The sequence below is a fragment of the Neorhizobium sp. PAMB6716 genome, assembly GCF_058242805.1.
Genome location: NZ_CM177835.1, coordinates 3,696,958 through 3,718,819, shown reverse-complemented (window position 1 = coordinate 3,718,819; position 21,862 = coordinate 3,696,958). Strand labels below are relative to the sequence as shown.

Annotated in this window: 23 protein-coding genes; 2 read left to right on the top strand and 21 right to left on the bottom strand. The window is 60.7% G+C overall.

The features are described 5' to 3' along the window. Positions 1-30 precede the first annotated feature (30 nt). A complete protein-coding gene (locus tag AC4CWH_RS18000; RefSeq protein ID WP_491319778.1) occupies positions 31-1,107 on the top strand; it encodes a TraB/GumN family protein in 1,077 nt (358 codons plus the stop codon). 9 nt (positions 1,108-1,116) lie between these two features. Here AC4CWH_RS18000 and AC4CWH_RS17995 read toward each other — a convergent pair whose 3' ends face one another. The 18 genes from AC4CWH_RS17995 to sdhC all read right to left on the bottom strand — a co-directional run bounded on the left by AC4CWH_RS17995 (position 1,117) and on the right by sdhC (position 19,726). After that, positions 1,117-1,611: a cytochrome b gene (locus tag AC4CWH_RS17995; protein ID WP_491319777.1), complete on the bottom strand. Its 495-nt coding sequence runs from the start codon at positions 1,609-1,611 to the stop codon at positions 1,117-1,119. 167 nt (positions 1,612-1,778) lie between these two features. Next, positions 1,779-2,300, bottom strand: coding sequence for a DUF2867 domain-containing protein (locus tag AC4CWH_RS17990; protein WP_491319776.1), 522 nt, complete (start codon positions 2,298-2,300; stop codon positions 1,779-1,781). A 135-nt stretch (positions 2,301-2,435) separates the two neighbouring features. Beyond that, entirely contained in the window at positions 2,436-3,842 is a 1,407-nt protein-coding gene (lpdA, locus tag AC4CWH_RS17985; protein WP_491319775.1) for a dihydrolipoyl dehydrogenase, read from the bottom strand. A 26-nt stretch (positions 3,843-3,868) separates the two neighbouring features. Beyond that, positions 3,869-4,621, bottom strand: coding sequence for an SDR family oxidoreductase (locus AC4CWH_RS17980; protein ID WP_491321472.1), 753 nt, complete (start codon positions 4,619-4,621; stop codon positions 3,869-3,871). Between the two features lie 17 nt (positions 4,622-4,638). After that, the gene (locus AC4CWH_RS17975; RefSeq protein ID WP_491321471.1) at positions 4,639-5,280 is read right to left on the bottom strand and encodes a LysE family translocator; all 642 of its coding nucleotides are present in this window, start codon (positions 5,278-5,280) and stop codon (positions 4,639-4,641) included. Next, the gene (locus AC4CWH_RS17970) at positions 5,280-5,693 is read right to left on the bottom strand and encodes an MAPEG family protein (protein WP_491319774.1); all 414 of its coding nucleotides are present in this window, start codon (positions 5,691-5,693) and stop codon (positions 5,280-5,282) included. Before AC4CWH_RS17970 ends, AC4CWH_RS17975 begins: the two co-directional genes overlap by 1 nt. A gap of 21 nt (positions 5,694-5,714) precedes the next feature. Next, the gene (gene odhB / locus AC4CWH_RS17965; RefSeq protein WP_491319773.1) at positions 5,715-6,953 is read right to left on the bottom strand and encodes a 2-oxoglutarate dehydrogenase complex dihydrolipoyllysine-residue succinyltransferase; all 1,239 of its coding nucleotides are present in this window, start codon (positions 6,951-6,953) and stop codon (positions 5,715-5,717) included. Between the two features lie 55 nt (positions 6,954-7,008). After that, positions 7,009-10,005, bottom strand: a complete 2,997-nt coding sequence (locus AC4CWH_RS17960) for a 2-oxoglutarate dehydrogenase E1 component (RefSeq protein WP_491283411.1) — start codon at positions 10,003-10,005, stop codon at positions 7,009-7,011. A gap of 178 nt (positions 10,006-10,183) precedes the next feature. Continuing rightward, positions 10,184-11,086 carry a succinate--CoA ligase subunit alpha gene (gene sucD, locus AC4CWH_RS17955; RefSeq protein WP_491283410.1) on the bottom strand — a complete coding sequence of 301 codons (903 nt, stop codon included), beginning with the start codon at positions 11,084-11,086 and terminating at the stop codon, positions 10,184-10,186. An 18-nt stretch (positions 11,087-11,104) separates the two neighbouring features. Next, entirely contained in the window at positions 11,105-12,298 is a 1,194-nt protein-coding gene (gene sucC, locus AC4CWH_RS17950) for an ADP-forming succinate--CoA ligase subunit beta (protein WP_491319772.1), read from the bottom strand. 34 nt (positions 12,299-12,332) lie between these two features. Continuing rightward, positions 12,333-13,295, bottom strand: coding sequence for a malate dehydrogenase (mdh, locus tag AC4CWH_RS17945; RefSeq protein ID WP_491319771.1), 963 nt, complete (start codon positions 13,293-13,295; stop codon positions 12,333-12,335). Between the two features lie 175 nt (positions 13,296-13,470). Then, complete coding sequence (gene zapE / locus AC4CWH_RS17940; protein WP_491319770.1) at positions 13,471-14,637, bottom strand: cell division protein ZapE; 1,167 nt, start codon at positions 14,635-14,637, stop codon at positions 13,471-13,473. Between the two features lie 44 nt (positions 14,638-14,681). Beyond that, complete coding sequence (locus AC4CWH_RS17935) at positions 14,682-15,218, bottom strand: protease inhibitor Inh/omp19 family protein (protein WP_491319769.1); 537 nt, start codon at positions 15,216-15,218, stop codon at positions 14,682-14,684. A 172-nt stretch (positions 15,219-15,390) separates the two neighbouring features. Beyond that, the gene (locus tag AC4CWH_RS17930; RefSeq protein ID WP_491283405.1) at positions 15,391-16,170 is read right to left on the bottom strand and encodes a succinate dehydrogenase iron-sulfur subunit; all 780 of its coding nucleotides are present in this window, start codon (positions 16,168-16,170) and stop codon (positions 15,391-15,393) included. After that, complete coding sequence (locus AC4CWH_RS17925; protein WP_491283404.1) at positions 16,163-17,089, bottom strand: glycosyltransferase family 25 protein; 927 nt, start codon at positions 17,087-17,089, stop codon at positions 16,163-16,165. The genes AC4CWH_RS17930 and AC4CWH_RS17925 overlap by 8 nt, the downstream gene beginning before the upstream one ends. A 3-nt stretch (positions 17,090-17,092) precedes the next feature. Next, entirely contained in the window at positions 17,093-18,934 is a 1,842-nt protein-coding gene (gene sdhA, locus AC4CWH_RS17920) for a succinate dehydrogenase flavoprotein subunit (RefSeq protein WP_491283403.1), read from the bottom strand. 13 nt (positions 18,935-18,947) lie between these two features. Next, positions 18,948-19,322, bottom strand: coding sequence for a succinate dehydrogenase, hydrophobic membrane anchor protein (gene sdhD, locus AC4CWH_RS17915; RefSeq protein ID WP_491283402.1), 375 nt, complete (start codon positions 19,320-19,322; stop codon positions 18,948-18,950). Positions 19,323-19,333: 11 nt separating this feature from the next. Then, positions 19,334-19,726, bottom strand: a complete 393-nt coding sequence (gene sdhC, locus AC4CWH_RS17910) for a succinate dehydrogenase, cytochrome b556 subunit (RefSeq protein ID WP_491319768.1) — start codon at positions 19,724-19,726, stop codon at positions 19,334-19,336. A gap of 299 nt (positions 19,727-20,025) precedes the next feature. Between sdhC and AC4CWH_RS17905 the strand changes: the two genes are divergently transcribed. Next, a complete protein-coding gene (locus AC4CWH_RS17905) occupies positions 20,026-20,436 on the top strand; it encodes a hypothetical protein (protein ID WP_491319767.1) in 411 nt (136 codons plus the stop codon). Between the two features lie 10 nt (positions 20,437-20,446). On the opposite strand, the gene AC4CWH_RS17900 is transcribed toward AC4CWH_RS17905, so the two are convergent. The 3 genes from AC4CWH_RS17900 to AC4CWH_RS17890 are packed head-to-tail and all read right to left on the bottom strand — an operon-like array spanning position 20,447 to position 21,847. Further along, positions 20,447-21,091, bottom strand: coding sequence for a class I SAM-dependent methyltransferase (locus AC4CWH_RS17900; protein ID WP_491321470.1), 645 nt, complete (start codon positions 21,089-21,091; stop codon positions 20,447-20,449). Positions 21,092-21,100: 9 nt separating this feature from the next. Beyond that, positions 21,101-21,544: an EVE domain-containing protein gene (locus AC4CWH_RS17895; protein WP_491319766.1), complete on the bottom strand. Its 444-nt coding sequence runs from the start codon at positions 21,542-21,544 to the stop codon at positions 21,101-21,103. A 6-nt stretch (positions 21,545-21,550) separates the two neighbouring features. After that, positions 21,551-21,847, bottom strand: coding sequence for a YciI-like protein (locus tag AC4CWH_RS17890; protein WP_491319765.1), 297 nt, complete (start codon positions 21,845-21,847; stop codon positions 21,551-21,553). Between the last annotated feature and the right edge of the window lie 15 nt (positions 21,848-21,862).

Sequence of the window (21,862 nt, the reverse complement as noted above, 5' to 3'; positions counted from 1 at the left end):
GATAGGCATCGACATGAAGGAACCTGACCAATGCCTCTGCCCGCCCTCTCCTTCCTGTCACGCCGCTTCACCGCTGCAGCAGATGTAGTGCAGTGGCTGCTCGCCTGCCTGCATGGCTTGGTGTTCCTGTCGTTTCTGGCGATACTGGCTTTTGCGCCGGCCGCAAGGGCGCAGGAGCCGATCTGCCGGGGTACAGATATCTTGGCGCAGATGCGCGACACGGATCCGGCCACCTACCGCCGGATCGTGGCAGAAGGCGATGCCGTGCAGAACGGCAAGGGCCTGTTCTGGAAGATCGAAAAACCGGGGCTGAAAGCCTCCTACCTCCTTGGCACCATGCATGTGACCGACCCCAGGGTTCTGGCGCTTCCGAAGGGGGCGATGGAGGCGAAGGCCGGTGCCAGGGTGATCGTCATCGAATCCGACGAGATCCTTGACGAGCAGAAGGCCATAGCCCGTCTGATGACAAAACCGCAGCTGACGATGTTGATGGATGGCAAGACCATCCAGAGCTTTCTGTCGCCCGCCGATACGGCAAGGCTGGATGCGGCGCTGAAGGCGCGCGGCATACCGCTTGGCGCGGTGTCGCGCATGCAGCCGTGGATGCTGTCCAGCTTTATCGCACTTCCGGCCTGCGAATTGGCACGCAAGGCAAAGGGCGCTTCCTTTCTTGACAAGCAGTTGGCCGAAGATGCCATACGCGCCGGAAAGCCGGTAAAGGGGCTCGAAACCATGGAGGAACAATTGTCCGCCATGGCCTCCATCCCGACGGAGTTTCATCTGAAGTCGCTGATGGAAATGCTGGCGCTTGGCGACAGGATGGATGACGTGATGGTGACAATGACCGATCTTTACCTGTCGGGCGACATCGGCCGCACCATGCCCATGTTGAAGGCGGTTTCGCCGGATGGCGCCGACGGCGAGGGGTATGCAGAGTTTGAAGAGCGGATCGTCACGCAACGCAACCACACGATGGCCGAACGCGCCCGTCCCCTTCTGGATGAGGGCGGCGTCTTCATGGCCGTCGGAGCCTTGCATCTGGTCGGAGAGGAAGGACTGGTCTCCCTTCTGCGCGCCGACGGTTTTACAGTGACGGCAGTAAACTGACGCTGCTCCTCACACGCCGCGTGTCATGCGGGCGAGAACATTGGTTTTCCAGATGAACTGGTGGACAAGCGCGCCCGCGACATGGGCGCCGAGCAGGAGCCAGAGCAGGATCTTCAAGACATCCGCATGCACGAAGCCGGCTGTCGCATTGCCAAAATAATACGCCCCGATGCCGGCAAGCGGCATGGCAAACAGCAGCGCATAGAGGAGCCCGTGGGTGATGTGGGCCAGGAGCCGCAATGGCGGGGGCTCGACTTCGGACGCGGCCGGCACGCCCTGCACGAAGCGCAGGCCAAGACGCACGACGGCCAGAACCAAGATGGCGATGCCGACATAGGCATGGATGTTGGCCGAGGCGAGATCATCCGGCGTGACCGTCTCGCCGCGTCGCACGAGCCTGTTCCATTGCTCCATGCCATCGGTGAACAACAGGTTGAACAAGATCAGCAACGCCATGCCCCAATGCAGGATACGTTGCGGCACCGAGTAAGAAAGCGGAGACATTTCATCACCTTTTCAATGGGTTAAGAATGACCCACAGTAAGAGCCTGCACCCGGGACGCAAGCAGCGTGTGTTCTCCTGTCGAGAATTTAACCGAGGAATTGACCAATCACATGTGGCGTGGCCGCGAGAGAGGCCAGGCACCGCCTGCGGCAGTGCGAGGCGCCCCTCAGCGACGCTTCGCCTCCAGACACCGCCCCACCTGGCGCAGCGACGCCTTAACGATCAGCCGGTGAAACGGCGTGATGGCAGCGATGTAGATGCGCCCCAACAGGACCTTTCGATAGACCAGAGTGGTGAGCGAAACCAAGGCCTCCCCCTCACCTTGGTCAAGGACATCAATCACCAGCCGAAAATCCAGATGGCTATCGTCAAGACCAACCACGATCCGTCCATCCGATTGGCTGATGATGGGGAAAAATCCGATCACCTCGGTATGGTTCGAGGCGACATCGCGGGTGGATTGCAGGCCGAAGGGGGCAACGATTGCGTTTCGAAGCCAGAGCAGAAACCGTGCCCAGGGCGGAAACCGGTCAAGCGCCAGATGCGCCACGTCCGCTGCCTGAAGCCTGCCGATGGTTTTGACGCGCAGGCTGTAACAATCCGCCCAGTCCGCCTGTGGCAAAGCTGGATGCGGCAAGCTGGGCAGACAGGAAATGAGCGTGTGAAGATGGGGCACGGACTGGGACATCTGCAAATCATAGAGCCCGAGCAACCGGTCGGCGCACACAATCGGCGCGGCTTGATGCGGCATGCGGTCACACACAAAAAAGCCGCCACCCGAAAACCGGATGGCGGCTTTTCATAGCCGGATTTTGGCGACCGATCACATGTGGATCGGCTTGAAGAAGGTGGCGAGTGCTGCTTCCTTGACCGCTTCCGACATCGTCGGATGCGCGTGGCAGGTACGGCCGAGGTCTTCCGACGAGCCGCCGAACTCCATCAGCACGGCTGCTTCGTGGATCATTTCGCCGGCGCCGAAGCCGATGATGTGGACGCCGAGTACGCGGTCGGTGTCCTTGTCGGCGAGAACCTTCACGAAGCCGTCGGTTGCCTGCATGGCGCGGGCGCGACCGTTTGCGGTGAAGGGGAACTTGCCGGCCTTGTAGGAAACGCCTGCCGCCTTCAGTTCTTCTTCCGTCTTGCCGACGGAGGCGACTTCCGGCTGGGTGTAGACGACGCCTGGGATGACGTCATAGTTCACATGGCCGTGCTGGCCGGCGAGGATTTCAGCCAGCGCCACGCCTTCGTCTTCCGCCTTGTGGGCGAGCATCGGGCCCTTCACCACGTCGCCAATGGCATAGATGCCGGCAACATTGGTGGCATAGTGGTGGTCGATTTCGACGCGGCCGCGATTGTCGAGCACGACGCCGGCTTCTTCCAGACCAAGGCCTGCCGTGTAAGGCTTGCGGCCGGTGGCGACCAGCACAACATCGGCGTCGATCGTCTTGACATCACCGCCCTTGACGGGCTCGAACGTGACCTTGGCGCCGGTTTCCGTTTTTTCAACGCCGGTCACCTTGGCGCCGAGGTTAAATTCCACGCCCTGCTTGCCAAGAATGCGCTGGAACTGCTTGGACACTTCGCCATCCATGCCGCCGAGGATGCTGTCGAGATACTCGACAACCGTCACCTTGGCGCCGAGGCGCGACCAGACCGAGCCGAGTTCGAGGCCGATAACGCCGCCGCCGACGACAACCATGTGGCCGGGCACCTTGTCCAGCGCGATGCCGCCGGTGGAGGAGACGATGACCTTCTCGTCGATCTCGACGGGGACGCCCGGAATGCCGGCAACGTCAGAGCCGGTGGCAATCACGATGTTCTTCGTTTCCAGCTCCTGCACAGCGCCGTCTTCAGCCGTGACGGATACCTTGCCTGCGGAGACGATCTTGCCGGTGCCGATGAAGCTTTCGATCTTGTTCTTCTTGAAGAGGAAGGCAACACCATCGACGTTCGACTTTACGGTCGCGTCCTTGTGGCCCATCATCTTTTCAAGGTTGAGCGTGGTGCCGGACACCTCGACGCCCAGCTCTTCCATGCCGTGCTTGGCGTGTGCAAAAACTTCCGAAGCGTGCAGCAGCGCCTTGGAAGGGATGCAGCCGACATTGAGGCAGGTGCCGCCGAAGGTGGAGCGCTTTTCGACCACGGCCACCTTCATGCCGAGCTGTGCTGCCTTGATGGCGCAGACATAGCCGCCGGGGCCGGTGCCGATTACGATCAGATCATATGCCATTGTCGAAATCCTTCGTTCTTGCGCGACTATCTGCCGCCGCTCACATTCATGATTGCGCCCGTCACGTAGGAAGCCTGCGGCGACAGAAGGTAAAGAACCGCCTCCGCCACTTCCTCGGCCGTGCCGGCGCGTTGCATCGGCACCGAGGGTGCCAGGTCTCTTGCACGATCCGGCAGGCCACCGGAGGCGTGAATATCCGTATCGATAATGCCGGGCCGCACCGCGTTGACGCGAACACCTTCGGTTGCCACTTCGCGCGACAGGCCGATGGTGAACGTATCAACGGCGCCCTTGGCCGCGGCATAATCCACATATTGCCCACCGCTGCCGAGAACGGCTGCCATGGAGGAGATGTTGACGATGGCGCCGCCCTTGCCGCCGTGGCGGGTGGACATGCGCTTGACCGCTTCCGACGCGCAGCGGATCTTGCCGATGACATTGATCGCAAACATCCGGTCCAGCCGCTCGCGCGACATCTCGTCCACGCGGGCCGTCTGATCGACAACGCCGGCATTGTTGACGAGGCCGTCGATGCGGCCGAATTCTCGATCAACGGATGCGAAGATGGCGGCGATGCCCTCTTCCGTGCCGGTATCGCCCTGGACAATGCGCGCGATGCCACCGGCATTGCTGATCGTTTTTGCCACCGCCTCGGCCGCTGCGGCATTCGAAAGATAGTTGATGACAACAGCCCAGCCGGCCTCGGCGGCCTTTATGGCCACCGCTGCGCCGATGCCGCGGCTGGCGCCGGTCACGAGCAGAACTGGTTGTTGATCCATCGACATCGCGTTTTTCCTTACGAGGCCTTCTGCACGGCCAGCTTCAAGCCAAGCGCAATGAAGACCAGGCCGCTGGCCCGATCTATCCACTGACTTGCTCGCGCAAAAGCCGCCCGCATGCGCGGCGTGGTGAGAAAGACGCTCACCCCGACGAACCATGCGATCAGGCAGCTTGCCATCACCATGCCATAGCTGAACTTCACCAGGATCGGCGTCTGGGCGCTGACGGCGGTGGAGAAAATCGACAGGAAGAAAAACACAGGTTTCGGGTTGAGCGCATTGGCGGCAAAGCCGAGACCGTAGGCGCGCAGACCCGACTGACCGCGGTCATCCGCAACGGTCCCGTCAAGCTTGACCGACAGGTCGGCCTTGCCGGCGCGCAGGGCCTTCACACCGATATAAAGGAGGTAGGCAACACCACACCATTTGACGATGTTGAACAGCGTGATCGACTGGGAGATGATCAACCCCAGGCCAAGGATCGTATAGGTGACATGAAACATCAGCGCACTGCCGATGCCGAAACTGGTGATGATTGCCTGACGACGCCCATGAACCATGGACTGGCGCATGACCATGGCGAGATCGGCGCCCGGCGAGATGATGGCGAAGGAAAAGATCGCCATCAGCGAGGCAAGTTCGAGACCATACTGGTGCATCATACCATCAACCCGATGATCATCACGAGAAGACCCAGCAGCGATCCCAGCCAGACCAGCGAACGGATGTAGGGGATGCCGGCAAGGTAAAGCGGAATATAGGCAAGACGGCACACAAACCACAGCCAGCCGCCGAAGAGGCCCCAGCCGCTCACATCGCCGTAAAAGGCAAGCGCCAGCACGAGACCGACAAAGGCCGGGTAGGTTTCACGGTAGTTGAGGGATGCACGTTCAGCCCGACCGGCAAGCGCGGATTTCGGCTTCTGGCCATCATCGCGAGGACCGGCGTTCCAACCGGACCCCAGTTCACGCGTTGCAAGGAAACCCTGCAGCATGACGTGGAAGACGAGAAGCACGACACTGAGCACCAGAAGCGCCATGTAGGGCGTCGCATGCTGCACCATCGTATCCATCTCGTCCTCCTTGTTTGGTTATCAGAGATCGAGAACCAGACGTTCCGGATCTTCCAGGCTTTCCTTGACGCGCACGAGGAAGGTGACTGCTTCCTTGCCGTCGACGATACGGTGGTCATAGGACAGAGCAAGATACATCATCGGACGGATGACGATCTGGCCGCCGACAACCATCGGACGATCCTGGATCTTGTGCATGCCGAGAATGCCCGACTGCGGAGCATTGAGGATCGGCGAAGACATCAGCGAACCGTACACGCCACCATTGGTGATGGTGAAGGTGCCGCCCTGCATGTCGGCCATGCCGAGCGAACCGTCGCGCGCTGCCTTGGCAAGACGTCCGAGTTCCTTTTCGACACCGGCGATCGAGCGCTGGTCGGCATCGCGGATAACCGGAACGACGAGGCCCTTGTCGGTGCCGACGGCCATGCCGACGTGACAATAGTTCTTGTAGATGATGTCGGTGCCGTCGATTTCGGCGTTAACGGCCGGCAGTTCCTTCAGGGCGTGGGTCACGGCCTTGGTGAAGAAGCCCATGAAGCCGAGCTTCACGCCATGCTTCTTTTCGAACACGTCCTTGTAGCGGTTGCGCAGGTCCATCACTGCAGACATGTCCACCTCGTTGTAGGTGGTCAGCATGGCGGCCGTGTTCTGGGCATCCTTCAGGCGCTTGGCAATGGTCTGGCGCAGGCGCGTCATCTTCACGCGCTCTTCGCGGCCGGCATCTTCCGTGGTGGAGGGAGCGCGCGGGGCAGCCGGAACCGGGGCCGGCGCTGCAGCAGCGGGGCCCTTGGCGATGGCAGCGATCACGTCGCCCTTCAGCACCTGGCCACGCTTGCCGGAACCATCAACATCACCCGTTGCGATGTTGTTGTCGGCTGCAAGCTTTGCAGCGGCAGGAGCGGCCGGCATGGAGGTGCCGGCAGAGGCAGGAGCCGCAGCTGGCGCCGGGGCGGCAGGGGCAGCAGCCGGAGCCGGCGTTGCAGCAGGAGCCGCCGCCGATGCACCGGCGGAACCGGCAGCGCCTTCGGCGATCTGGCCGAGCAGCGCGTTCAGCCCGACCGTTTCGCCGGCGGCAATGATGATTTCCGTCAGAACGCCCGAGGCTGGAGCCGGGACTTCGACGGTAACCTTGTCGGTTTCCAGTTCAACGATCGGCTCATCGGCCTTGACCGTGTCACCGACCTTCTTGAACCAGGTGCCGACAGTTGCCTCGCTGACGGATTCGCCGAGGGTGGGGACGCGAATTTCGGTGGCCATGATCTGTTTCCGTTTTTTAACCGATGTCGTTGAACTTCAGACGGGGCGGCTGAAATCAGCCGCCGAGCGCGTCTTCGAGGAAGGCTTCGAGCTGCGCCAGATGCTTCGACATCAGGCCCGTTGCCGGAGAAGCAGCCGCCGGGCGGCCGGTGTAGCGTACGCGCTGGTATTTGGCATCGATATGCGCCAGCACCCATTCGAGGTACGGATCGATGAAGGACCACGAACCCATGTTCTTGGGCTCTTCCTGGCACCACACCATTTCCGCATGGCGGAAGCGGCTCAGCTCGTTGATCAGGGCCTTGGCCGGGAACGGATAAAGCTGTTCCAGACGCAGCAGGTAGACATCATCGATGCCGCGCTTTTCGCGCTCTTCCAAGAGGTCGTAATAAACCTTGCCGGAGCACATCACGACGCGACGGATCTTGGCATCCTTCTGGAGCTTGATCGGGCCGTCCTTGATGACTTCGGCATCATCCCACAGCAGGCGGTGGAATGAGCTTTCGCCGGCCATTTCGGCAAGCGTGGAGGTGGCGCGCTTGTGGCGCAGCAGCGACTTCGGCGTCATCAGGATCAGCGGCTTGCGGAAGTCACGCTTCATCTGGCGGCGCAGGATGTGGAAGTAGTTGGCCGGCGTCGTAACGTTGGCCACCTGCATATTGTCTTCGGCGCACATCTGCAGCCAGCGCTCGAGGCGGGCGGACGAATGTTCCGGACCCTGACCTTCATAACCATGCGGCAGAAGGCAGACGAGGCCGGACATGCGAAGCCACTTGCGTTCACCCGACGAGATGAACTGGTCAAACACCACCTGCGCACCGTTGGCGAAATCACCGAACTGGGCTTCCCAGAGGGTCAGCGCATTCGGGCGGGCCAGCGAATAACCATATTCGAAACCGAGCACGGCTTCTTCCGACAGCATCGAGTTGATGACTTCGTAACGAGCCTGGGTCGGCGACAGGTTGGCAAGCGGGATATAACGCTCTTCCGTATCCTGATCGTAGAGAACCGAGTGACGTTGGCTGAACGTGCCGCGTTCGCAATCCTGGCCGGACAGGCGAACCTTGTGGCCATCGAGTGCAAGCGACCCGAAGGCAAAGGCTTCCGCCATGGCCCAGTCGATGCCCTCGCCGGTTTCCACCATCTGCGCACGGTTATCCATGAAGCGCTTGATGGTGCGGTGCGCGTTGAAACCTTCCGGGATGGTCGACAGCTTGCGGCCGATTTCCTTTAAGGACTTCATCGGCACGGCAGTCTTGCCGCGACGCTGTTCGTCGGCATTGTCTGCCGACCGCAGACCGGACCACTGACCATCCAGCCAGTCAGCCTTGTTCGGCTTGTAGCTCTGGCCGGCTTCGAATTCCTGCTCCAGATGAGCGCGCCAGTCGGCCTTCATCTTCTGGAATTCGCCGTCGGAGATCAGGCCTTCGGCAATCAGGCGGGCCGCATAGATTTCCGTCACCGTCTGGTGGGCGCGGATGACCTTGTACATCTTCGGCTGCGTGAACGCCGGCTCATCGCCTTCGTTATGGCCGAAGCGGCGGTAGCAGAACATGTCCACGACCACCGGCTTGTGGAACTTCATGCGGAATTCGGTGGCGATCTTGGCCGCATAAACAACCGCTTCCGGATCATCGCCGTTGACGTGGAAGATCGGCGCTTCGATCATCTTGGCCACATCCGACGGATAGGGCGACGAGCGCGAATAGGCCGGATTGGTGGTGAAACCGATCTGGTTGTTGATGATGAAATGCAGCGTGCCGGCAACGCGGTGACCGCGCAGACCAGACAGGCCGAGAATTTCAGCCGTCACACCCTGGCCGGCAAAGGCGGCATCGCCGTGCAGCAGAAGCGGCAGAACCTTGGCGCGTTCCTTCAGCGGAATGACATCGCCATCCCAGGACTTTGCCAGCATGTCCTGCTTGGCGCGTGCCTTGCCCATGACGACGGGGTTGACGATTTCCAGGTGCGACGGGTTTGCCGTCAGCGACAGGTGAACCTTGTTGCCGTCGAATTCGCGGTCGGAGGAGGCACCGAGATGGTACTTCACGTCGCCCGAGCCTTCGACTTCATCAGGCTTGAACGAACCGCCCTTGAACTCGTGGAACACGGCGCGGTGCGGCTTGTGCATGACGTTTGTGAGAACGTTCAGGCGGCCGCGATGGGCCATGCCGAGAACCACTTCTTCCAGACCGTCCTGGCCGCCGCGCTTGATGATCTGTTCGAGCGCCGGGATCAGCGATTCGCCGCCGTCGAGACCAAAGCGCTTGGTGCCCTTGTACTTGACGTCGATGAACTGCTCGAAACCTTCCGATTCCACCAGCTTCTGCAGGATCGCCTTCTTGCCGTTCGGCGTGAATTCGACGCCCTTGCCGGGGCCTTCGATGCGCTCCTGGATCCAGGCTTTTTCTTCCGGATTGGAGATATGCATGAATTCGACGCCGAGCGTCGAGCAATAGGTGCGCTCGAGAATGTCGAGCATTTCGCGGATGGTGGCGTATTCCAGCCCCAGCACGTTGTCGATGAAGATCTTGCGGTCGTAATCGGCCTCGGTGAAACCATAAGCCGAGGGCGACAGTTCGTTATAGTCCTCGACCGGGGCTGCAAGGCCGAGCGGATCGAGCTTGGCATGCAGGTGGCCGCGCATGCGGTAGGCACGGATCATCATGATGGCGCGAACGCTGTCGCGGGTGGCGCGCAGCACTTCGGCCGGATCGAGCGGCTTGCCGGCGGAGACGGCTGTGGCTTCGGCCTTCGCCTGAACCTTCTTCTCGATGGCCTTTTCCACGACGGGCCAGTTGCCGTCGAGTGCCGAGACGAGATCGCCATTGGCCGGAATGGGCCAGTTCTTGCGCTGCCAGGAGGCGCCCTGGGCGGCCTTCTTCACGTCTTCCGGGTTATCAGCCAGCGCCTTGAAAAAGGACTGCCATTCGGGACCGACGGAATTCGGATCCTCTTCATACCGGGCATAAAGCTGCTCGATATAGCTGGCATTCGCGCCGTCGAGGAACGAAGTGATGAGAAACTGCTCGTTGGCTTCTTGCCGTGCCATGATGTTCATGCGGGCTTTGACGCCCGCCTCCTGACGTGTTTGGGTGCCGGAACTTGAAGCGCCGACCGTCGCTTTCAATGTCTGTGGTGCGCCGGGGAAACCTATCCCTTGCGACCGAAGCAGGCGACCCTTTCACGGCTCGCCTGCCCGAAGCTTATCATCGTAACGCTTATGTGGTTCAGCCCTTGAGGACTTCAACCAGCGTCTTGCCGAGGCGTGCAGGCGATGGCGAAACCTTGATACCAGCCGCTTCCATGGCTTCGATCTTGGATTCCGCGTCACCCTTGCCGCCGGACACGACAGCACCGGCATGGCCCATGGTGCGGCCCTTCGGTGCAGTGCGGCCAGCGATGAAGCCTGCCATCGGCTTCTTGCGGCCCTTCTTGGCTTCGTCGATGAGGAACTGTGCAGCTTCCTCTTCGGCAGCGCCGCCGATTTCGCCGATCATGATGATCGACTGGGTGGCGTCGTCGGCGAGGAACATTTCGAGCACGTCGATGAATTCCGTGCCCTTGACCGGGTCGCCGCCGATGCCGACAGCCGTGGTCTGGCCAAGGCCCTCGTTGGACGTCTGGAACACGGCTTCATAGGTGAGCGTGCCCGAACGCGAAACGATGCCGACCGAACCCTTGCGGAAGATGGAGCCCGGCATGATGCCGATCTTGCATTCTTCCGGTGTCAGGATGCCCGGGCAGTTGGGGCCGAGCAGGCGCGACTTGGACTTTTCGAGGCGGGCCTTGACCCGCACCATGTCCATGACCGGAATGCCTTCGGTGATGCAGGTGATGAACGGCACTTCAGCGTCGATCGCCTCGATGATGGCGTCAGCTGCACCTGCCGGCGGAACGTAGATGACCGAGGCGTCAGCGCCGGTCTTCTCGCGGGCTTCTGCAACGGAGGCAAAGATCGGCAGGCTTTCGCCCTTGGAGCCGGTCCAGGTTTCGCCACCCTTCTTCGGGTGAATACCGCCGACCATCTGCGTGCCGTAATAAGCAAGCGCCTGTTCGGTGTGGAAGGTGCCGGTCTTGCCGGTCAGGCCCTGAACGAGGACCTTGGTGTCTTTATTGACGAGAATAGACATTGTTTCCGGTCCTTCAGATTAGGCGTTGATCGCCGCGACGATCTTCTTGGCAGCATCGTCCAGGTCGTCGGCAGCCGTGATCGCCAGGCCCGATTCGTTGAGGATCTTCTTGCCAAGCTCGACATTGGTGCCTTCGAGACGAACGACCAGCGGAACCTTGAGGCCGACTTCCTGCACAGCGGCAACGACGCCTTCTGCAATGACGTCGCACTTCATGATGCCGCCGAAGATGTTGACGAGGATGCCCTCGACCTTCGGGTCAGCCGTGATGATCTTGAAGGCAGCCGCGACCTTCTCCTTGCCGGCGCCACCGCCGACGTCGCAGAAGTTTGCCGGCTCTTTGCCGTAGAGCTTGATGATGTCCATGGTTGCCATGGCAAGGCCAGCGCCGTTCACCATGCAGCCGATGTTGCCGTCGAGCGCCACGTAAGCGAGGTCCCACTTGGAGGCTTCGATTTCCTTGGCGTCTTCTTCAGATTCGTCGCGCAGCGCCTTGACGTCGTCATGGCGGAACATGGCGTTGCCGTCGAAGGAGACCTTGGCGTCGAGAACGCGCAGATGGTCATTCTTCATGACGATCAGCGGGTTGATCTCGAGGAGAGCCATGTCCTTTTCGCTGAAGGCCTTGTAGAGGATCGGGAACAGCGACTTGGCATCTTCTGCAGCAGCACCCGAAAGTTCGAGCGCCGTGGAGATGGCAGCGATGTTTTCAGCCGTAACGCCAGTTTCCGAGTCGATGGCGATGGTGTGGATCTTTTCCGGCGTGTCGTGGGCGACAGCCTCGATGTCCATGCCACCTTCCGTCGAAACCACGAAGGCAACCTTGCCGACCGAACGGTCGACCAGCAGCGAGCAATAGAGTTCGCGCGAAATGTCGGCGCCGTCTTCGATGTAGAGGCGGTTGACCTGCTTGCCGGCATCGCCCGTCTGGGCGGTTACCAGCGTGTTGCCAAACATTTCCTTGGCATGGCTCTTGGCTTCATCGATCGAGAAAGCCAGGCGAACGCCGCCCTTGGCGTCGGGGCCGAGTTCCTTGAACTTGCCCTTGCCACGGCCGCCAGCGTGGATCTGGCTTTTCACCACATAAAGCGGGCCGGGAAGCTGCTTTGCGGCAGCTTCGGCTTCTTCTGCGGAAAAGATCGCCACACCTTCGGCAACCGGTGCGCCATAGCTCTTCAGAAGAGCCTTGGCCTGATATTCATGAATGTTCATCGTCTGGTCCTTAGGTCTCTAGGCCGTTGGGCGATTACTTGAGAGCGGGTGCAATGGCAGTGCAGGCTTCGCAGAGGCCGGCAACGGCGCCGACGGACTTCTGGAAAGCCGCCTGCTCTTCGCTGTTGAGATCGATTTCGATGATGCGCTCGATGCCGCCGGCACCGATGATGGTGGGAACGCCGACATACATGTCGTTGACGCCGTACTGGCCAGACAGGTAGGCCGCGCAGGGCAGAACGCGCTTCTTGTCCTTGAGGAAGGATTCAGCCATCTCGATGGCGGAAGCGGCCGGTGCGTAATAGGCCGAGCCGGTCTTCAGGAGGCCGACGATTTCAGCGCCGCCGTCACGGGTGCGCTGGATGATCTGCTCGAGGCGCTCCTCGGTGATCCAGCCCATCTTGACGAGGTCTGTCAGCGGAATGCCGCCGATGGTGGAGTAACGGGCGAGCGGCACCATGGTGTCGCCGTGACCACCGAGAACGAAGGCGGTGACGTCCTGAACCGATACATTGAATTCTTCCGACAGGAACAGGCGGAAACGGCCGCTGTCGAGAACGCCGGCCATGCCGACGACCATGTTCTTCGGCAGGCCGGAGAACTTCTGCAGCGCCCAGACCATGGCGTCGAGCGGGTTGGTGATGCAGATCACGAAAGCGTTCGGGGCATATTTTGCAATGCCGGCGCCGACCTGTTCCATGACCTTGAGGTTGATGCCGAGAAGATCGTCGCGGCTCATGCCCGGCTTGCGGGCAACACCGGCGGTGACGATGCAGACGTCTGCGCCTTCAATGGCGGCATAATCGCTGGCACCCGACAGCTTGGCGTTAAAACCTTCGACCGGGCCGGACTGGGCGATATCCAGACCCTTGCCCTGCGGCACACCGTCAGCAATGTCGAAGAGGACGATGTCGCCCAGCTCCTTCAGGCTGGCCAAGTGCGCCAGCGTGCCACCGATCATGCCGGAACCAATAAGTGCGATCTTCTTGCGAGCCATCGAAAGCTTCCTCTCCATTCGGATGCACGGCCGGCATGAAAGCTGTCGACCGATATCGGCCTTTCGCATAGCTCTTATGGAAAAAAATGGCAATCGATTCTTTTGGACCGAATAATTTCAATCGGTTAGAAGATAAAATTCTTACGTAAACGTAATACAATGTGTCGCAAAAGTGTTAAGCTTTGCCATGCTTTTCATGGTGCAGCGCCAGATAATCCGGGCTGCGCATCTCAAACAGGCGCGAAATCGTCCGATCGAACTCAAAACCTTCGGTACCACGCTTTTCTGTCAGAAGTGCGTCAGGCATCGCGGCCGCCGTGATGAACAGGCGGATGCTGCGATCATAGAGTGCATCAACAAGATTGATGAAGCGTTTCGTCTGGTTGCGCTTTTCTGGCCCCAGAACCGGCACGTCCTCGACAAAGATCATGTCATAGTGCTCGGTAATGGCAAGATAATCGGCAGCCCCCAGCGGCGCGTCGCACAGATCGGCAAAGGTGAACCGCGCTGCGCGCCCATGGGCGCAAGGGATATGGATGCTGCGACCCGGTCTTGCGACCTCCGCCGGTTCCGCCTTGCCGCCATCGATCACCTGGCGCCACGTCGCTTCCATCGCCGCCTTGTTGCGCCCATCGAGCGGCGACAGGTAGACGGGCAGGCTGGCGAGCTTTTCCATGCGGTAATCGGTCGGGGAATCGAGCGTCACCACGTCGACATTGGTTTTCAGCAGGTCGATGAACGGCAGGAACAGGCTGCGGTTGAGGCCTTCGCGATAAAGATCATCCGGCGCGACGTTGGAGGTGGCGATCAGCACGCAGCCCAAAGAAAACAACTCGGTAAACAGGCGCCCGAGGATCATTGCATCGGTGATGTCGGTGACGGAAAATTCGTCGAAGCACAACAGTTCCGCTTCGGCAAAAAGGGCGGCGGCGACCGGCGGCACGGGGTCGGCCTGGCGGGTTTCGCCTGCCTTCAGCTTCTGGCGATGGGCATGGATGCGGGCATGAACATCCGCCATGAATTCGTGAAAATGGCAGCGGCGCTTGGCGGCAACCGGCACTTTTTCGAAAAACATGTCCATCAGCATGGTCTTGCCGCGCCCGACGGAGCCATGCACGTAGAGGCCGCGGATATCGGCCTCCGTGCGTTTGCTTTTGCGGCCAAACAGCCAGCCGAGCGCACTCGATTTTTTGGCGGGCGCCTTGTCACGCAGCGCCGAAAGAATGCGGTCGAGACGGGCAGCGACCGCCATCTGGGCCGGATCAAGCTGCAGGGTGCCGGCGGCGGCCATGGACTTCAGCGTTTCGCCAACGCTGTGATTGTAATCGGGAAAAGATTCCATGAAGCGCCCTGTGTGCCGGGAGACGGCGCTCCCGGCGTGTCGGCTTAACGGCTGAGGCTAAGCGGCTGGCCGGAATTGGTCGTGCCATCAAAACGGTTGTCGGCACTCTTGTAGGCGCGGGCGATCACGTCGCCATTGCGGTTCTTGAAGAGAACGTTCTTGCCGCTGACTTCCCAGGACCCCATCGTCGTCAGTTCGCCGGTGCAGCCACGTGTGCCGCCGCGCGCGCCGCTGCCAAGGTTGGTGAGCGTCAGGAACATGTCGCAGGTTGCACCGGATGCGTTGACGCGCCAGTTGCCGACCATCGATTCCTTGGTGACGTCGAGCGCCGTTGCCGGTGCTGCACCACCGGCTGCACCACCCGGCGGCAGCGAGGCCATGTTGTCCTGCGGGGCTGCCGGAAACTGCGAGCCGCCGGGGGCATCGAGCGAGCCCGATTGCACGGAGGGCACCGGCTGGGCCTGCAAGGGCGCTGGATTGGTGGGAGCAGGCAGAGAGCTATAGGGATTATAGGAAGTACGCTGGCAGCCGGCCAAGGCAAGAGCAACCACAGCACCGGTCACCACATATCTGAACTGCATCACAAAGCTCCTAAAACCGCTCAACGCCCATCCCGCTATTGGACTGGAGGGCTGAATTATCGCCAAAGGACAGGTCAAATCAAGCCGCCCCGCCCGTTAACCATGCCTATTCAGCCTTGAGCCCACGCAGATGGAACACATCTGCGCGAGGTCAAGACCGCAAAAAGCCGTATCAGACGCGGCGCTCGACCATCATCTTCTTGATTTCGGCAATCGCCTTGGCGGGATTGAGGCCCTTGGGGCAGGTCTGGGCGCAGTTCATGATCGTGTGGCAGCGATAGAGCCGGAAGGGATCTTCCAGGTTGTCGAGGCGCTCGCCCTTGGACTCGTCGCGGCTGTCGATCAGCCAGCGATAGGCCTGCAGCAGAACGGCCGGACCGAGATAACGGTCACCGTTCCACCAGTAGCTGGGACAGGAGGTGGAGCAGCAGGCGCACAGAATGCACTCGTAGAGACCGTCGAGCTTCATGCGGTCTTCGTGGCTCTGCTTCCATTCGGTGGCGGGCGGCGGAGAAACCGTCTTCAGCCAGGGCTCGATGGAGCGGTGCTGGGCATAAAAGTTGGTGAGATCAGGCACCAGGTCCTTCACGACAGGCATATGCGGCAGCGGATAAACCTTCACGGTGCCCTTCACGTCGTCCATGCCCTTGGTGCAGGCAAGCGTGTTGGAGCCATCGATGTTCATGGCGCAGGAGCCACAGATGCCCTCGCGACAGGAGCGGCGCAGCGTCAGCGTCGGGTCGATATTGTTCTTGATGTAGAGCAGGCCATCGAGAACCATCGGCCCGCAATTGTCGATATCGATGTAATAGGTATCGATGCGCGGGTTCTGACCGTCATCCGGGTTCCAGCGGTAGATGCGGAATTCCCGGACATTGGCGGCACCGGCCGGCTTCGGCCAGACCTTGCCTTCGGTCATCGTGGAGTTCTTCGGGAGAGCGAGTTCAACCATTGCTGGACCTTTGATCCTCGGCGTCAGCCGCCGTTCTGTTAACCAGGTTATAAACATCCGGCGCCCATTGCGCCACGGTTGCAGTCAAAAGTGCGTGAGGACGGCCATCCGTCGCCGCCCACAGAAGAGACATACGCTCGGCCACCCGTCGCACGGATACCGCCATACCGCGGCCGAACGGCGCCGGCCACTTTGACTGCTTTTGCGCCCTAGCCGTCGCAATCACGCTTGCAGCGCCCGACTGCATCACAGGCCAGGGTGCAAGATCTGCAATCTTCAGCCCGTGCCAGGACGGCGCCCAGAGAAAATCATCCGCCGGAATGCACGAAGTCCCGATCCGCGCCAGCAGCCGTTCCGCGGCACGGCGCGTCACGATATAGGCGGCAGCACCCGAGCAGGGGCGCAGCGACCGCACGAGCCGGTGTGTTCCAACCATCGCCACGGACAAGACCTTGCGCCCTCCGGGCCGCGGAATTCCTTCCAGCTTGACGATATCGGCATCGAAGCCCAGTGCCAGCAGATCGTTCACCACCGTCTGGAACCCCGGCTGCGGTGCCGCATCGTCCTCCAATACCAGCGCATGGGCAAAGTCGGTCGCCAGAAACTGCCGCCAGGCCATGACGTGACCGGCAAGGCAGGCCTCTTCCGTCAGCATGAACAATCGGTTGCGATGGGCATTCCAGCCCACGGCATCCGGCGGAAATTTCAGCGCGGTGCCGCGCACTGCAAGCACCGCCTGCGGATCCTTTCGGGCATCGACGCCGGCAACGCGATGAAGCGGCCAGGGCAATGCCCCAAAACCTGCCTCGATCTGTTGCCAACGATCCGGCGAACGATCGAGATTGATCGCAAAAATACCAAGAGGCTTCCCCTCTGGGAGGTTTTTCACCGTGCTGGGAAGGGAAGCCGCCAGGATCATCGGTCAGTACACGCGTGCCTTGGGCTCGATCTTAACCGGATCGATGCCTTCTGCGATGAGGTCGGTGTGAACAGGACGGTAATCCAGCTTCACGTCGCCGTTCTCGCCAACCCAGGCCAGCGAATGCTTGCGCCAGGTCACATCGTCACGGCCGGCAAATGCGCCATCGGTGTAATCCTCACGTGCATGGCTGCCGCGGCTCTCCTTGCGGGCCTCGGCGCTGTAGACCGTGGTGATGGCATTGGCCATCAGGTTCTGCAGTTCCAGCGTTTCCACGAGATCGGAATTCCAGATCATCGAACGGTCGGTGACCTTCAGATCCTTCATTTCACTCCAGATGGCCGACAGGCGCTGGCAACCGCTTTCCAGCGATTCCTGCGTGCGGAACACGGCGGCATCTTCCTGCATGGCGCGCTGCATCTTGTCGCGCAGCACAGCCGTCGGAGTGCCTCCGGCCGCATGGCGCAGACCGTCGAAACGGTCCATGATCTTGTCGCAGGCAGCCGTGTTGAGCGCCGGCACCGGCGAAACGCGGTCGATGACCTGACCGGCGCGGATGGCGGCAGCACGGCCGAAGACCACGAGGTCGATCAGCGAGTTGGAGCCGAGGCGGTTTGCACCATGAACCGATGCGCAGCCGGCTTCGCCAACGGCCATCAGGCCGGGCAGCAGGCGTTCAGGGTTGTTGGCGTCTGCGTTCAGCACTTCGCCCCAGTAGTTGGTGGGAATGCCGCCCATGTTGTAGTGAACCGTCGGCAGGACCGGGATCGGTTCGCGCGTCACGTCGACACCGGCAAAGATCTTGGCGCTTTCCGAAATGCCCGGAAGACGCTCATGCAGCACGGCCGGATCAAGATGGTCGAGATGCAGGAAGATGTGGTCCTTGTTCTTGCCGACGCCGCGGCCTTCACGGATTTCCATCGTCATGCAGCGCGACACGACGTCACGCGAGGCCAGATCCTTGGCCGAGGGCGCATAACGCTCCATGAAACGCTCGCCTTCGGAATTGACGAGGTAACCGCCTTCGCCGCGCGCACCTTCGGTAATCAGACAGCCAGAGCCGTAGATGCCGGTCGGGTGGAACTGGACGAATTCCATGTCCTGCAGCGGAAGCCCTGCGCGTGCCACCATGCCGCCACCGTCGCCGGTGCAGGTGTGGGCGGACGTTGCCGAGAAGTAGGCGCGGCCGTAACCGCCCGTTGCCAGCACCACCATTTTCGCTGCAAAGCGATGGATCGTGCCGTCATCAAGGTTCCAGGCGACAACGCCGGTGCAGCGGCCGTCATCGGACATGATGAGGTCGAGCGCGAAATATTCGATAAAGAATTCAGCGTTGTGCTTCAACGACTGGCCATACAGCGTGTGCAGGATAGCGTGGCCTGTGCGGTCTGCGGCAGCGCAGGTGCGCTGAACCGGCGGGCCGGCGCCAAAATTCTGCATGTGGCCGCCGAACGGGCGCTGGTAGATCTTGCCTTCTTCATTACGGGAGAAGGGCACGCCGTAATGTTCAAGCTCATAGACGGCCTTCGGCGCTTCCATGACCATGTATTGCATGGCATCCACGTCGCCCAGCCAGTCAGAACCCTTCACGGTATCGTAAAGGTGCCACTGCCAGCTATCCGGCGTCATGTTCTTCAGCGATGCGGCAATGCCGCCCTGGGCCGCAACCGTGTGGCTGCGGGTGGGGAAAACCTTGGTAATGCAGGCCGTCTTGAAGCCCTGCTCGGCCATGCCAAGCGTGGCGCGGAGACCAGCGCCGCCAGCTCCCACGACGATGACGTCATAGGAGTGGTCGACATAGGTATAGGCCTTGCCGGTCTGCGCGATGGGAGTGATCGATGCCATGACGGATTTAACCTCAGAATGCGATCTTCAAGGCGGCGAAAAGACAGAGGCCACCCACAAGAAGCGAGAAAAACGAGTTGAGGATCAGGACCAGCACCTTCATCTTTTCCGAATGAATGTAGTCCTGAATGATCTCTTCCATGCCAAGCCGCATGTGGACGATGCTGGCGATGATGGTCAGGGCATTGATCGTGGCGATGAACGGGTTCGACAGGGCCGAAACCACATCCGCATACGGCCGGCCGGCATACATGACCAGGAAGCCGAGATAAAACAGCAGGAGCGGAACCAGCGCCACAGACGTGGTGCGGACCTTCCAGAAGTGCTCCGTGCCGCTCTTGGCGGAACCGAGGCCCCGGACCTTGCCGAGGGGAGTGCGCATATCCATCAACAATCTCCTCAGCGAATGATCAGCACGACGGCCCAGAGAAGGACGGTCAGCACGATGGACGCAACCAGATTGGCCTTGGCAAGCATCGTGGAGAATTCCTTCTCGAAGCCGTATCCAAGGTCCCACATGATATGACGCAGACCGCCGATCAGGTGGTGCAGCATGGCCCATGTGTAACCGAACAGGATAATCTGTCCTACGATGGAGCCGAAGAACCAGTTCACCTGGTTGAAGTATTCTTCGCCGGACGCTGCTGCAATCAACCAGGCCGCCACCAGAACCGTGCCGAAATACAGTGCAGCGCCGGTAATGCGGTGCACGATCGACATGGCCATGGTGGGGATGAAACGATAAATTTGCAGATGCGGCGACAAGGGCCGATTCTTTGTCACATTCGCCATCATATCCTCGCGGCGTTCGGTGCGCATTCACGCGGGAGCGCGTCCGGCAATGCACGATGCCGAAGAAATGTGCATTGCATCATGGGGTGATTTAATCGTCGGGCGACAAGACCACAAGCCAAATCAAGAAGGATTTTAAATTTAATCGATTGGGGCCGGTCGAGCCGCGCGATGGCCGGGTCCATCATGACCCGGATTCGTCCACACACGTGAATTTATATCAGCTTTTCACGATGTTAGGATCCATTGGATACGGAATGTGTTAACGTCCGGTGAAGTCTCGAAATCGGGAGCCCGCCATGATGGCGCATGTGTTCAAGGCCGGCATGGTCGCCGCAGCCGTCCTTCTTTCCACGCAGACCGTCGCCTGGAGCGAAAACGGTGGTCCTATGTGTCACGAATCGCACCGCAAGGATTTTCACCGTAAGCACAGCTTGCACAAACCTGATCGCCGCCATGATCGCGATCAAGTGGGCGGCAATGGACTTCCGTCGGTCATTGCCGGCCTCGGTACGTTTGCCGGTTCCGTGTCGGCTTTGCGGGTCAGGGAAAACGGCATCTATTTCGCAAGCACTGTCGATGCAAAAGATCGTGCGCGCGAAAAGCATGTTGCGCCGCGGGCAAGGATCATCTCTGTCGGCATGCCGGAAGATGCCCGAAACGCCTGCGCCTATGAAGCCGGCGTCTGCGTGATCCGCGGCGGTCGGTGACAAGGCGTTTTCAGGTAAAACGCCAGACAGTGGTTTTCTTCACGTCGCTATCCTCCAGCGCCCGCGTCACCGGCACCTGATAGGTGGCAAGCGGGAAAAGCCGGTCCTTGGGAAGATAGCTGCGGCCGGGATCACCGACGATCACCTGTTTGCCCGCGTCTGCCAGACGGCTGAACCAGGGAATGAGGACTGCTGCAAAATCGCGGTCATAAAACACGTCGCCGGCCAGGATTATCTCCGCGTCGACAGGCCCGCCCACCAGGTTCTCTCCAGTGAAGGCGAGCGCCACCTCGTTTTCCGCAGCATTCAGCGCCACGGCCGCTGCCGCCCACGGATCGATATCGGTGGCCAGCACAGTGTCTGCGCCGGCAAGCTTTGCCGCGATTGCCACGAGGCCGGAGCCAGTCGCAAAATCCAGAACAGATTTGCCGGCCACCAGATGCGGATGATCGAGCACATGGCGGGCAACGCCCTGCCCGCCCGCCCAGGCAAAAGCCCAGAAGGGCGGCGGCAGGCCGATGGCCTCCAGTTCCTCTTCCGTCTTCAGCCAGAGATCATGCGCCTCGTCGGCCAGATGCAGACGGATTTCCGGCACATGCGGCGGCGCTGTGACCCGCGTATTGGCAAGAATGAAGGCGCGCGGATCGGTTTTCAGGAGAGGCCCCTATTCGGACGGCGAGAGCGGAGGATTTTTAAGCCCGCCCATGCGGCAGACCTCGAAATATTCCTCTTCCGTCACCGGCTGCACGGACAACCGCATGGAAGTGACGAGCGCCATCTTTTCCAGCTTCGGATTGGCCTTCACGTCCTTCAGCGACACCGGTTTCGGCATGTCGCAGACGGCGCGGATATCAACGCAATCCCAGCGAAGATCGCCTTCCGCCGTCGAATCCGGATGCGACAGCGCGCAAACCTCCGCGATGCCGACCACTTCCAGCCCCTCGTTGGAGTGGTAGAAGAAGCCCTTGTCGCCGATCTTCATGGCCCGCATGTTGTTGCGCGCCAGATAATTGCGCACGCCGGTCCATTCCTCACCGACCGCCCCCTTGGCCTTCTGCATCTCCCAGGACCATTTGAACGGCTCGGATTTATAAAGCCAGTAGGCCATTGCGCCTCAAGCCTCCGGCTTGTTGAAGACCCAGTTGAAGGGTTTTACCTCGACGGACTGGAAGAGGCCGGCCTTGGCATAAGGATCGGCATCGGCAAGCGCGCGGGCTTCTTCAATCGTGTCGGTCTCGACGATGACAAGGCTGCCGTTCGGCTTGCCGTCGCCATCCAGGAAGGGACCGGCCATTTTCAGGATGCCCTTTTCGTTCAGGGCATTGAGATGCTCGACGTGTTCCGGGCGGGTGTCCATGCGAACGTTCAGGTGGCCGGGCTTGTCGGCGCAGACGAAGGCAAAAAGAGCCATGACATCAGTCTCCTG

What these genes read in the sequence shown, in the direction of transcription:
- AC4CWH_RS18000 (WP_491319778.1), top strand. Translation starts at nt 31, where the DNA reads ATGCCTCTGCCCGCCCTCTCCTTCCTGTCACGCCGCTTCACCGCTGCA.
- AC4CWH_RS17995 (WP_491319777.1), bottom strand. Translation starts at nt 1,611, where the DNA reads ATGTCTCCGCTTTCTTACTCGGTGCCGCAACGTATCCTGCATTGGGGC.
- AC4CWH_RS17990 (WP_491319776.1), bottom strand. Translation starts at nt 2,300, where the DNA reads ATGTCCCAGTCCGTGCCCCATCTTCACACGCTCATTTCCTGTCTGCCC.
- lpdA (WP_491319775.1), bottom strand. Translation starts at nt 3,842, where the DNA reads ATGGCATATGATCTGATCGTAATCGGCACCGGCCCCGGCGGCTATGTC.
- AC4CWH_RS17980 (WP_491321472.1), bottom strand. Translation starts at nt 4,621, where the DNA reads ATGGATCAACAACCAGTTCTGCTCGTGACCGGCGCCAGCCGCGGCATC.
- AC4CWH_RS17975 (WP_491321471.1), bottom strand. Translation starts at nt 5,280, where the DNA reads ATGCACCAGTATGGTCTCGAACTTGCCTCGCTGATGGCGATCTTTTCC.
- AC4CWH_RS17970 (WP_491319774.1), bottom strand. Translation starts at nt 5,693, where the DNA reads ATGGATACGATGGTGCAGCATGCGACGCCCTACATGGCGCTTCTGGTG.
- odhB (WP_491319773.1), bottom strand. Translation starts at nt 6,953, where the DNA reads ATGGCCACCGAAATTCGCGTCCCCACCCTCGGCGAATCCGTCAGCGAG.
- AC4CWH_RS17960 (WP_491283411.1), bottom strand. Translation starts at nt 10,005, where the DNA reads ATGGCACGGCAAGAAGCCAACGAGCAGTTTCTCATCACTTCGTTCCTC.
- sucD (WP_491283410.1), bottom strand. Translation starts at nt 11,086, where the DNA reads ATGTCTATTCTCGTCAATAAAGACACCAAGGTCCTCGTTCAGGGCCTG.
- sucC (WP_491319772.1), bottom strand. Translation starts at nt 12,298, where the DNA reads ATGAACATTCATGAATATCAGGCCAAGGCTCTTCTGAAGAGCTATGGC.
- mdh (WP_491319771.1), bottom strand. Translation starts at nt 13,295, where the DNA reads ATGGCTCGCAAGAAGATCGCACTTATTGGTTCCGGCATGATCGGTGGC.
- zapE (WP_491319770.1), bottom strand. Translation starts at nt 14,637, where the DNA reads ATGGAATCTTTTCCCGATTACAATCACAGCGTTGGCGAAACGCTGAAG.
- AC4CWH_RS17935 (WP_491319769.1), bottom strand. Translation starts at nt 15,218, where the DNA reads ATGCAGTTCAGATATGTGGTGACCGGTGCTGTGGTTGCTCTTGCCTTG.
- AC4CWH_RS17930 (WP_491283405.1), bottom strand. Translation starts at nt 16,170, where the DNA reads ATGGTTGAACTCGCTCTCCCGAAGAACTCCACGATGACCGAAGGCAAG.
- AC4CWH_RS17925 (WP_491283404.1), bottom strand. Translation starts at nt 17,089, where the DNA reads ATGATCCTGGCGGCTTCCCTTCCCAGCACGGTGAAAAACCTCCCAGAG.
- sdhA (WP_491283403.1), bottom strand. Translation starts at nt 18,934, where the DNA reads ATGGCATCGATCACTCCCATCGCGCAGACCGGCAAGGCCTATACCTAT.
- sdhD (WP_491283402.1), bottom strand. Translation starts at nt 19,322, where the DNA reads ATGGATATGCGCACTCCCCTCGGCAAGGTCCGGGGCCTCGGTTCCGCC.
- sdhC (WP_491319768.1), bottom strand. Translation starts at nt 19,726, where the DNA reads ATGGCGAATGTGACAAAGAATCGGCCCTTGTCGCCGCATCTGCAAATT.
- AC4CWH_RS17905 (WP_491319767.1), top strand. Translation starts at nt 20,026, where the DNA reads ATGATGGCGCATGTGTTCAAGGCCGGCATGGTCGCCGCAGCCGTCCTT.
- AC4CWH_RS17895 (WP_491319766.1), bottom strand. Translation starts at nt 21,544, where the DNA reads ATGGCCTACTGGCTTTATAAATCCGAGCCGTTCAAATGGTCCTGGGAG.
- AC4CWH_RS17890 (WP_491319765.1), bottom strand. Translation starts at nt 21,847, where the DNA reads ATGGCTCTTTTTGCCTTCGTCTGCGCCGACAAGCCCGGCCACCTGAAC.